This is a genomic window from Mucilaginibacter sp. (assembly GCF_028288185.1).
Lineage (GTDB): Bacteria > Bacteroidota > Bacteroidia > Sphingobacteriales > Sphingobacteriaceae > Mucilaginibacter.
In genome coordinates this window covers 126,515-137,318 of the sequence record NZ_JAQBOF010000025.1, presented here as the reverse complement: position 1 = coordinate 137,318, position 10,804 = coordinate 126,515, and the positions used below count along the sequence as shown (strand labels likewise).

The 10,804-nt window shown below is 40.6% G+C and carries 11 protein-coding genes; all 11 read right to left on the bottom strand.

Annotated features, from left to right (window positions below):
• On the bottom strand, positions 1-333 hold a 333-nt coding region (locus JWQ34_RS10180; protein ID WP_299357139.1), incomplete at its 3' end, for a cytochrome C oxidase subunit IV family protein.
• 26 nt (positions 334-359) lie between these two features.
• Positions 360-1,085: a cytochrome c oxidase subunit 3 gene (locus JWQ34_RS10175; RefSeq protein ID WP_299357138.1), complete on the bottom strand. Its 726-nt coding sequence runs from the start codon at positions 1,083-1,085 to the stop codon at positions 360-362.
• Positions 1,086-1,111: 26 nt separating this feature from the next.
• On the bottom strand, positions 1,112-1,687 hold the full coding sequence (locus JWQ34_RS10170) for a cytochrome c oxidase subunit 3 (protein ID WP_299357137.1): 576 nt from the start codon (positions 1,685-1,687) through the stop codon (positions 1,112-1,114).
• Positions 1,688-1,690: 3 nt separating this feature from the next.
• Positions 1,691-2,581 (bottom strand): heme o synthase, encoded by an 891-nt coding sequence (gene cyoE, locus JWQ34_RS10165; protein ID WP_299357136.1) that lies wholly within the window; start codon positions 2,579-2,581, stop codon positions 1,691-1,693.
• Complete coding sequence (locus tag JWQ34_RS10160; protein ID WP_299357135.1) at positions 2,578-3,639, bottom strand: COX15/CtaA family protein; 1,062 nt, start codon at positions 3,637-3,639, stop codon at positions 2,578-2,580. The genes cyoE and JWQ34_RS10160 overlap by 4 nt, the downstream gene beginning before the upstream one ends.
• Before the next feature lie 166 nt (positions 3,640-3,805).
• On the bottom strand, positions 3,806-5,689 hold the full coding sequence (locus JWQ34_RS10155; RefSeq protein WP_299357134.1) for a cbb3-type cytochrome c oxidase subunit I: 1,884 nt from the start codon (positions 5,687-5,689) through the stop codon (positions 3,806-3,808).
• A gap of 9 nt (positions 5,690-5,698) precedes the next feature.
• A complete protein-coding gene (locus tag JWQ34_RS10150; protein WP_299357133.1) occupies positions 5,699-6,883 on the bottom strand; it encodes a cytochrome c oxidase subunit II in 1,185 nt (394 codons plus the stop codon).
• A gap of 48 nt (positions 6,884-6,931) precedes the next feature.
• Positions 6,932-8,203 (bottom strand): quinol:cytochrome C oxidoreductase, encoded by a 1,272-nt coding sequence (locus tag JWQ34_RS10145; protein WP_299357131.1) that lies wholly within the window; start codon positions 8,201-8,203, stop codon positions 6,932-6,934.
• A gap of 12 nt (positions 8,204-8,215) precedes the next feature.
• Positions 8,216-8,791, bottom strand: a complete 576-nt coding sequence (locus tag JWQ34_RS10140; protein ID WP_367278608.1) for a cytochrome c — start codon at positions 8,789-8,791, stop codon at positions 8,216-8,218.
• A complete protein-coding gene (locus JWQ34_RS10135) occupies positions 8,784-9,320 on the bottom strand; it encodes a DUF3341 domain-containing protein (RefSeq protein WP_299357129.1) in 537 nt (178 codons plus the stop codon). Before JWQ34_RS10135 ends, JWQ34_RS10140 begins: the two co-directional genes overlap by 8 nt.
• Before the next feature lie 3 nt (positions 9,321-9,323).
• Positions 9,324-10,796, bottom strand: a complete 1,473-nt coding sequence (gene nrfD / locus JWQ34_RS10130) for an NrfD/PsrC family molybdoenzyme membrane anchor subunit (protein WP_299357127.1) — start codon at positions 10,794-10,796, stop codon at positions 9,324-9,326.
• Positions 10,797-10,804: the final 8 nt, after the last annotated feature.

Genomic DNA, 10,804 nt, shown 5'->3' with positions numbered 1-10,804 from the left:
ACTTTCATTCGTCAATACCAGGATTAAACCGATGATAAAAAGGATAGGGACAATTATTGCCAGCACAAGCCCCATTTTTTCAAACTTAAGGTGCATGAAATAGGCAACAATATAAAATGCTTTAAACAACGTTAAAACTATATATATCGGGTTTGCTACACTGTAAGTCATTCCCCATACGTGATGTGGTACCAAATACAACGCTATCAGGAACTCAATACTGGTAATACCTAATAACACGAAAAACACGTTCCATATTTTTCTGCGGGTCATTGTTTCGTGCTCGCCATGTCCGTCGCCTTCTGCGTGAACATCTACAATTTCTGATGACATATATAAATCAGTTTAATATTATTATTTCAGACTAAATAAAAGAAGGTAAATACAAATACCCAAACAAGGTCTACAAAGTGCCAGTAAAGGCCAACTTTTTCAATCATTAAGTAGCTGCCGCGTTTGGTGTAAGTACCGGCAAGTACGTTAAGGGTGATAATGATATTGATAATAACCCCGCTAAATACGTGGAAACCGTGGAAACCTGTAATAGTAAAGAATAAGTTCGCAAACTGGTGCGATGTCATTTGCTGTTGCGCAAATGGTATGCCCGCGTCAAAAAACTCCTGTAAGGTTTCTTTATTAGGGATAGCCGACCACCAAAAACCTTCGCTATGTAAGTGGTTCCACTCTAATGCCTGGCAGCTTAAAAACATCAAACCACCAATAATGGTACCTATCATCCACCAAACAACTTCTTTTTTTGAGTTGCGATGGCCTGCCTCTACAGCTAATACCATAGTTACAGAACTCATGATTAATATAAAGGTCATTAAACCTACAAAAACCAGTGGCGCACCATGCTCAATAGATGTGCCGGGTACTGATTGAAATACCAGCGACGGTGATGGCCAGGTTGGCGCGCTAAAACGTAAAGCGCCATAAGAAATCAATAATGACGAAAAGGTGAATGCATCCGACAGGAGGAAAAACCACATCATCATTTTACCATACTCAACATTAAACGGAGATCTTCCGCCCGACCATGGTGTTGTTTTTAGTTCATCAATTGGTGATACTGTTGCGCTCATTTGTAGTTAGCTATAGCGTTATTAAATTATTGGTTCAAAAGTAAAAAAACATACAGATAAATCCATATAATATCTAGAAAATGCCAAAAAATAGATGTCATTTCCATTCTATATAAATTCTTAACCTGTGGTATACGTTTAATGCTGCCGCTTAAAGCACTTATCAGCCATATAATACCGCCTATAATGTGCAGCAAATGCAAAAATGTCATTACATAAACGAATGACCGGGTTGCATTAGGGTCAACCAAGTATATATGCATTTTATAAGACAGCGTGTACCAGCCATATACCTGTAAAATTAAAAAGGCAACACCCAAACTTATAGTTACCCATAAAAAGCGTTGTTGCTTATCATAGTCCAATCGTTTGGCGGCCCTTGCTGCCAAAAACAAAGTAATACTACTTAATACCAGTACTATGGTACTATATCTGAAAGAGCTTGGCAATGTAATATTAAGGCCGTGCCCGCTACCCCCGCTATAAACTATAAACCCGCTGGTTAATGCCGCAAAAAGCATGAATGATGTAAAAATAAAGATCCACATTATAAACTTTTTGGCACCCAGGTTTAATCTATCTTCTTGTTGTGTCTGCGCCATTTACTACTTCGCTATAAAATCAAATAAAAACATTAACTGCACTACAGGCAGGTAAAAAAACGAGCCAAACATCAGTTTACGTGCTTCCTTTATCTGTAAGGTACGCAGCAAACCTGCCGATTGGTATAAAAATATCAAGCTGCAAACCAGTGAAACACCGCCCACATAATAACCGCCATAATGGTAAATAGTTGGCAACAAGCTAACCGGCACCAATATTATTGCAAATATAAAAGTGATGATAGCGCTGGCTCTGTCGCGTTTGCCGGTTGGCAATAGTCTAAAACCCGCCAGTTTATAATCATCGTCCAACACCCAGGCAATAGCCCAGAAATGCACAAACTGCCAAACAAATTGTATGGCAAATAATATCAACGCTATTTCGTCTATACGGCCATGTGGCTGCCCGGCTACGTAACCAATTAGGGGCGGCAAAGCGCCGGGTATAGCACCGACAAAAACCGCGATAGGCGATTTACGCTTTAACGGCGTATAAGCAAAAGCATATAATAAAATAGACAATACAGATAACAAACCGGTAAGGATATTTAACGTGCCTAAAATATAGGTACCGGCCATACCCATGGCTAATCCTAATACCAATCCCTGGCCGGTGGTCATACGCCCGGCCGGCATTGGTCGATCCATAGTGCGCTTCATTAGCTTATCCAAATCGACCTCTATAATTTCATTAAAACAATTAGCCGCGCCTGTAACCAAAAAGCCCCCGGCAACCAGTTTTAACCAGTTGATCCACATGGTTGTGCTATATAGCGATCCCCAAGTATTGCCGCCATTAGCTTTCACTGCAATAATAAAAGATATAGATGCCGAGAAAACCACCAAAAATGTCAGCCTGAATTTTATCAGTTTTGAAAAATCGCTCCACTTCATTTGCGCCCCCCCTGTATATTAACCGACTGATATAAATTAAGCATTAAATAAAACTGTGCGCCAAACACCAGGCTGGCCAATAAAATATGCACAGCTTGCGCCATAGGCGGCAAAGCAAAATATGATAACAGCATACCCGTAACAATTTGCAGGGCAAGCATTAAAAAAGTAAAGCTCATTATTTGTTGCTGCAAAGAGTGCCTGTTAAACGCGCGGCGGATTAATGCATACAACATCACGTTAATAATTAATACCAATATAGCTACATCTCTGTGGCGCTCAAATATATCGCCGGCATTTTTTATCCAGTCGGCCCGGTAGCCACCTTGCAGCCTGGCTGATACCGCGTCAATCTTCTCACGCACCTCTGTACCGAATGTAATCTGTAGTATGCTTATAACTAATGCAAAAACGGTAACTATATGCGTTATGGGGTTTATATTAAGCCTGGGCCTGCCATAAACTTTTGCTAAATGATAAGTTATAATACATATAGCCAATATGGCCAATGCCAAAAGCAGGTGTACGGTAATTATCCACGCTACCAAATTTGTCGACACTACAATGGAGCCCAACCAGGCCTGGAAACCTATGAGCACTAAATTAAATACGCTTAAAAAAGGTATCAGTTTATTAGCATCGCTGTAGCTAAAAGAATATATGGCTGTCAGTAATAAAAATATGCCGGATACCGCGCCAATCAAACGGTTAATATATTCCGTCCAGGTTTTTACTGCATTAAATTCTTCGGGGATCAATATAGATTTGTCTTCGCGCAGGCGGCGGGCCAGATCGCTATAACCAAATACATCAAGCGTTTTGGCAAAGCGTTGATTTTTAGCCTTACGGCCCTCAATATATTTTTCTTTGTAATTAGCCGGGAGATCAGCTACAGATGTTGGTGGTATATAACAGCCAAAGCATTTTGGCCAATCGGGGCAACCCATCCCAGAGCCGGTACTACGCACTACGCCACCCGCCAATATCAATACAAAAAGCAGAGCTATACTTAAAAGATTAGTCTTTCTGAACCTGTTTCTTGATTTGGGATTGTTCATCTAAATATTTCTAACAAATTAGGGTACCTGTTTCCGTTAGTCTTGAGTTCTGAGTTTTGAGTTTTGAGTTTAAATAAGGTCAACCCTTACTCATAACTCACTACTCAACACTCACAACTCATACCAGGTACAGATACCCTAAAAGATCAGATCGGTAAAGTTTATATTATTTTACTTCTTCGTTAGCTTTTTGTGTATTTGTCCACGTGTTAAGCGCTTCTAAACCTGCAGGATTATCTTCAAAATCGTGCGGTAAGTTTGAGCTCATTGTTTCTGAAAGCGGAGTGATTTGTGATATAAAATCCTCTTCGGCTCCAGGCTTGCTATAATCATACGGCCAACGGTATACAGTTGGTAATTCGCCGGGCCAGTTGCCATGTATACGTTCAACAGGGGCGGTCCATTCTAAAGTATTTGCTTGCCAAGGATTTTGAGTTGCTTCTTTACCCCAGAAAATAGAGTGTATAAAGTTATATAAAAATGCAACCTGCGCACATGCCGACATGATTGCCGCCCAGGTAATAAACATGTTTACGGATAACCAACGCTGCATTGAAGCAAATTCTGTAAAGGCATAGTAACGGCGTGGTACACCATCAAGGCCCATAAAGTGCATTGGGAAGAATACCAGATAGGCACCAATAAAGGTTAGCCAGAAATGCAGGTACCCTAATTTCTCGTCCATCATTCTGCCAAACATTTTTGGGAACCAATGATAAACACCGGCAAGCATACCAAATATAGCTGCCGAACCCATTACCAGGTGGAAGTGGGCAACAACAAAGTAAGTATCATGCAGGTTAATATCTAAAGCGGCGTTACCTAAAAATATACCGGTTAAACCACCTGATATAAAGAAAGACACCATACCGATAGCGAATAACATAGCAGGCGTAAACCTGATGTTACCGCGCCATAATGTAGCCAGCCAGTTAAATGTTTTTACTGCTGATGGTACCGCGATAATTAACGTAGTGATCATGAACACACCGCCCAGGAACGGGTTCATACCCGTAATAAACATGTGGTGACCCCATACGATAAATGATAATACGGTAATACCGATTAATGAGTAAACCATCGCGTGGTAACCAAATATCGGTTTACGTGAATTTACCGACATAACCTCTGATGAGATACCCATCGCAGGCATAATTACGATATATACTTCCGGGTGCCCCAGGAACCAGAATAAGTGTTGGAACAGGATTGGGCTACCACCTTCAAAAGGCATAACCTGGCCGTTTACAACAATGTCTGATAAGTAAAAGCTAGTACCAAAACTACGGTCAAATATCAACAATACAACACCTGCAACTAATACAGGGAATGATAATACACCTAATATAGCAGTTAAGAAAAACGCCCAGATAGTAAGTGGCATTTTCCAAAGGTCCATACCTTTTGTACGCATGTTTAATACAGTAGTTACATAGTTAATACCACCCATTAATGATGATGCTACGAAGCAAACCATACTAACTAACCATAATGTCATACCCAGGCCCGAACCTTTCATGGCAGTTGGCAATGCAGACAGTGGCGGATAAATTGTCCATCCCGGTCCGGCAGGGCCTTTTTGTATGAAGAAAGAGGATAACATGATAATACAAGCGGTTAAGAAAAACCAGTATGATAACATGTTGATGAATGGCGAAGCCATATCACGCGCCCCTACTTGCAATGGTATTAATAAATTACTGAAGGTACCGCTCAATCCGGCAGTTAATACAAAGAATACCATGATGGTACCGTGTATGGTAACTAATGACAGGTAGAACTCCGGATCTAAACGACCCTCGGGAGCGAAACGGCCTAATAATGTTTCTAATAAAGGGAATGCTTTATCAGGATATGCTAATTGGATCCTGAATAATATAGATAATAGCATGGCAATAACCGCCATAGTAATACCCGTTATCAGGAATTGCTTGGCAATCATTTTGTGATCCTGGCTAAATACGTATTTAGTAAGGAATGTATCGTGGTGATGCTCGTGACCCTCTTCGTGATGTGCTACTCCGTGATCCTGAACTGATAATGTTGACATAATCGCTAATTAATTGTTTAACGCTAACCTATTGTTTGTAATACTTTTATTCTGATCTGCAGATGCCAGTTTTAACTCTGTACGTAACGCCGGGGTTAAGTAAGGTTTTTGTTTGGCTATCCATTGGTTGTACTCGCCTTCGGTAACAACACGTACAACTTTTTGCATGTTGTAGTGGCTGCTTCCGCATATTTTGTTGCAATACAGCAAGTACTCAAATTTAGGGTCCTCTACTTTTCTACGCATTTCTTCGGTAGTAATAGTAGGCGTAAATTTGAAGAAGGTTGGCAAACCAGGTACCGCGTTTTGCTGTACCCTAAAATGCGGCATATAAACGCTATGTATTACGTCCTGTGCAAATATATTTAAGCGGATGGTTTTGTTTACCGGCAATACCAAAGTATCGGCCTGTAAATCATCCATGCTGTTTTTATCTTTATAATCAATACCCAGTTTGTTAGCTCCGGCTGTTAACCTGAAATCTTTTTTGCCTAACACACCGTCCGGGCCTGCATAACGCAATTCCCATGCAAACTGGTGACCGGTAATGTCGATATTGATAGAAGCAGGCTGACCTTTAACGTCTGTGCTGTTCTCTACTTCCTGCCAGGTAAAGAAACCAAATATAACCAGTACCGTTAATACGATAGCCGGTATAATTGTCCAAACCTTTTCAATGGTATTGTTGTGAGGTAAAAAGTAAGCTCTGCGTTTGTCTGAGTGCCTGTATTTAAACAAGAAAACAAACAGCAATATTTGAGTGATAACAAATACGATCATGGTGATGATGGTAGTTGTTAAAAACATATCGTCTATTTTAACACCGTGTTTTGAAGCTGCTTCTGGTAATGACATGCTGCCTTGCACGGTAATATCCCAATATGCGCCGGCCATACCAACTACCAGGAATACCAGGCATATTACGCCCATTATATTGTTCCAATGGATACCTTTTTTACCTTGTATCTGCTGGCTAAGGTCATACACCTTTAATATTTTACCTATAACAGCTACTGATATTGCCAGCAAAAAGAAAAGCAGAACATAATAGCCTACGCCTAACCAGTCAACACCGGGTTTAGCCGCATCAGCTGTAGCTGTAGTTTGTGCCATTAGCATGTTTGTGCCCAAAAGCATAAACACTGCTAAAAACGCAAGTACTTTTTTAGAATGTATTATTTGTTTGAATGCCATTGTATTGGTCGTTTGGTATTCTGTGTTGTGTTGCAAATTTAACAATTATTATATGTGATGATGTAAGCTCTCCTGTAGGAAAGGGTGATTTTTTGGCACAAGCGATTTGAATTTACTTAACGCCCCTAATACCAGGAAGGTAAACAAACCGGCAAATCCTATAAACACTCCTGCTTCTATCCAGCCAATTTCTGTATACCAATGAGATTGAGGCCCAACAGTACCAGGCATAACCATCATAAAGTAATCAAGCCAATGGCCCAATACTAAAATGATACAAGCAGTTTTTAATACTCCTACAGACCGTTTCGAATCGCGGGCCATCAATATTAAAAATGGTGCAACGAAATTCATTACTAAATTAAACCAGAACCATGGCTGGAACTCGGGCTCCCATCTTTTGTAGAAGTAAGCTGCTTCCTCGGGTATGTTGGCATAGTAGATCAGCAAGAACTGCGCGAACCATAAATAAGTCCAGAATATAGAGAAACCAAAAATCAGTTGCCCCATGTTATGTAAATGATTCTCGGTTATCCAGGCAAAGTATCCTTGTTTTCTAAGATAGATCAGCACTAAAGTAATAACCGATAATCCGCTCACCCATAAGGCAGCAAAGTTATACCAGCCAAACATGGTAGAGAACCAGTGCGCATCTAACGACATGATAGCATCAAAAGCAAACAATGGAACAGTAAATCCAAATACAACTAAGAAGGCACAAGCCAGGTTAAAGCTTTTCTTATAGTTAAACATACCGCCCAGTTCATCCTCATTATTTGAGTATTTTACCAGTAATAACCCTAATATGCTATAAGCAATTAAGTAAAATGCTAAACGTGCAAAGAAAAACGGAATATTTAAGTAGCCTGATTTACCTTTAATTATGGCATCATAAGCATCAGTACCTGGTGTTGTAACCGCTTTTGAGGCCCACTCTTTATATAAATAAGGGCCGGTTATGTGCTGATGAGTTTCTTCGGTAAGTATAGGGTGTGTAAAATATAAACCTGCACCTATTATTAATATTAATATTACAGCAGCATAAGGTAACACTTTTGCAAAAGCCTGCGGTACGCGCAATAATGAGGCAGACCATCCGGCTTGTGCTGCATATTGCAATGCGCAAAAGAATACGCCCGCTATACATACACAGGTAAAGTAATAACCCATTAATAATAGGTTTGCAAATGTGCGTTCAACAGCTCCGGTCAAAAAGCCGAGTGCTATAGCTAAAACACCTACAGCAATAGCTATCAGGCTGTAGGTTTTTGCCTTACCGCTAAATTCAAATTGTTCGTTAAAACTATTATGAGTTTCCATTAAATTCAATTCTTATAAAGTTTGTAAATGGTGAACATACATTACTACTTTCCAGCGCTCCTCAGGGCTTAACTGCGATGCGTATGATCCCATAGCATTCAGGCCGTAAGTAATTGTATGATATATTTTACCATCGGTTAAATCTTTCATTGCACCACCGCGTGATGATTGCCCTTTTGAGTATGATGGCGGCGGCGGGAAACCGTGCGCTACTACTGTACCGTCACCTTGTCCGGTAGCGCCGTGGCATGGCGAGCAAAAGGTCATGAACAAAGCTTTACCATCTTCAATGTTTTTTGAAGTATTAAATAATATGCTTTTAACCTCAATACTTGCCTGGTTATATCCCTCGGTAGTTTTTGGATAATCAAACCTTGTAAAGCCTACCGGTGTAGTACCTGCCGGTGGTAACTGTGCTGTTTTACCGTCTTTAAAATTCGGATTTTTTTGATCCGGATCAAAAGCGATCTTTTCATACATATTGGGGGCATATTCCCATCCGGTGCTTCTCTTATCATTGCATGATGTAGTAACTATCGATGCAGCAACGGTAACAACCGCAATACCCAATATTCTAAACTTATTCATAGCTAACATATTTTCTGTCGTTATGCTTAATTTCAACTGCTCCTGCTTCTTTCAGCAAATTAGTAATATCCTCATGTGGCGTGTTGCCTTTAGCGTCTATAGCTATAACAAACCTGTCATTTGTTGCTCTCAGGTCCATTACCCGTGGCGCACGGCCCGGGAAAAGATGCGTAGAGTAAAAAAATGTAAAGGCCATACCAAACGATGCGAACAATACAGACCACTCAAATGTAACCGGGATATAATCCGGTAAGGCAAAGTGGATTTTACCGCCTATGTTCATTGGCCAGTCATAGCCTAAGAAATAGTACACTAAAGATAATATAGTTGTACCGCCTAAGCAGCCGAACATAAATGCTGCATAACCTAAACGTGAATCTTTAATACCTAGTTTTGCCTCAATGCCGTGAATAGGCATAGGTGTGTATACATCATAAATAGGGATACTATTTTTCTGTAGTTTGTCGATACCGTGCATCATTTCATCCGGATCGTCAAAAAGGCCTAATATATATTTGGTGCTGCTCATAGTTTATACGTTTTCATATGCTGATACATCAACACTATCAAATTTCTTTAATGAGTTTTTGTAGAACTCTACCTGGTCACGGTCAAGGTGACCTGCTTTAATTTGTTCCAGCTTAGCTTGTTCGCTTTGTTCTTTCAGTAACAATTTAACCTCGGCCATTGCTATTGAAGGTAATACACGAATAAACAACAGGAATAAAGTAAAGAATACGCCTATTGATCCGATGAACACGGATACGTCTATCCAGGTTGGATAAAACATAGCCCAGCTTGATGGAATATAATCACGGTGTAATGAGGTTACGATAATAACAAAACGCTCAAACCACATACCGATATTTACGATGATAGATAACACCCATGACATGGCGATATTGGTACGTACCCTTTTAAACCACATTACCTGGGTCATCAATACGTTACAGCCGTACATCATACAACCTGCCCACCAGTATGGCCCAATAAACCTGTTTAAGAAAGTATATTGCTCATACTCACCACCAGAGTAGTAAGCGATGAAGAACTCTGTTATATAAGCCACACCTACTACCGAACCTGTTACAAGGATGATCTTGTTCATTGATTCGATGTGGAACATGGTGATATAATTCTCCAGGCCTAAAACCTTACGGGTAACTAACAATAGCGTTTGCACCATGGCGAAACCAGAGAAGATAGCACCCGCAACGAAGTATGGAGGGAAGATGGTAGTGTGCCATCCCGGCTCTAACGAAGTTGCAAAGTCCATGGATACAATGGTGTGAACCGAAAGCACCAACGGTGTTGATATACCCGCCAATATTAATGACACGGTTTCAAAACGCTGCCATGTTTTTACTGATCCTGTCCATCCGAAAGAAAGGATAGAATAGATCCGGCGGTACCATCCTGTTCCACGGTCGCGGATAGTAGCTATATCAGGCAATAAACCTGTATACCAGAATACTAATGATACCGAGAAATAAGTAGAGATCGCAAATACGTCCCAGATCAGCGGCGAGTTAAAGTTAACCCATAATGATCCGTATTGGTTAGGCAATGGTAAGCAATATAATGCCATCCATGGGCGGCCCATGTGTGATACTACGTAAGTTGCCGCGCAAATTACCGCGAATATTGTCATCGCTTCGGCAGAGCGGTTAATAGAGTTACGCCATTTTTGACGGAACAGTAATAATACTGCCGAGATTAAAGTACCGGCGTGACCAATACCGACCCACCATACGAAACCGGTGATATCCCAGGCCCAGCCTACTGTTTTGTTTAAGCCCCAAGAGCCTATACCATACCAAAATGTCCAGCTTACTGCAAACACCCAAAGGCAAGCGCCTAACGATGCGACAGTAAAGCCTATCCACCAGGCCTTGTTAGGTTTATTTTCAACAGGGGACAAAACATCATCGGTAATTTGGGCATAGGTTATGTTCTTACCCGTAATTAGCGGTTCCCTTATTATTGATTCTTTATGAGATGCCATATTATAGC

Coding starts and splice junctions, on each gene's coding strand:
- JWQ34_RS10175 (WP_299357138.1), bottom strand. CDS start 1,085: ATGAGCGCAACAGTATCACCAATTGATGAACTAAAAACAACACCATGG.
- JWQ34_RS10170 (WP_299357137.1), bottom strand. CDS start 1,687: ATGGCGCAGACACAACAAGAAGATAGATTAAACCTGGGTGCCAAAAAG.
- cyoE (WP_299357136.1), bottom strand. CDS start 2,581: ATGAAGTGGAGCGATTTTTCAAAACTGATAAAATTCAGGCTGACATTT.
- JWQ34_RS10160 (WP_299357135.1), bottom strand. CDS start 3,639: ATGAACAATCCCAAATCAAGAAACAGGTTCAGAAAGACTAATCTTTTA.
- JWQ34_RS10155 (WP_299357134.1), bottom strand. CDS start 5,689: ATGTCAACATTATCAGTTCAGGATCACGGAGTAGCACATCACGAAGAG.
- JWQ34_RS10150 (WP_299357133.1), bottom strand. CDS start 6,883: ATGGCATTCAAACAAATAATACATTCTAAAAAAGTACTTGCGTTTTTA.
- JWQ34_RS10145 (WP_299357131.1), bottom strand. CDS start 8,203: ATGGAAACTCATAATAGTTTTAACGAACAATTTGAATTTAGCGGTAAG.
- JWQ34_RS10140 (WP_367278608.1), bottom strand. CDS start 8,791: ATGAATAAGTTTAGAATATTGGGTATTGCGGTTGTTACCGTTGCTGCA.
- JWQ34_RS10135 (WP_299357129.1), bottom strand. CDS start 9,320: ATGAGCAGCACCAAATATATATTAGGCCTTTTTGACGATCCGGATGAA.
- nrfD (WP_299357127.1), bottom strand. CDS start 10,796: ATGGCATCTCATAAAGAATCAATAATAAGGGAACCGCTAATTACGGGT.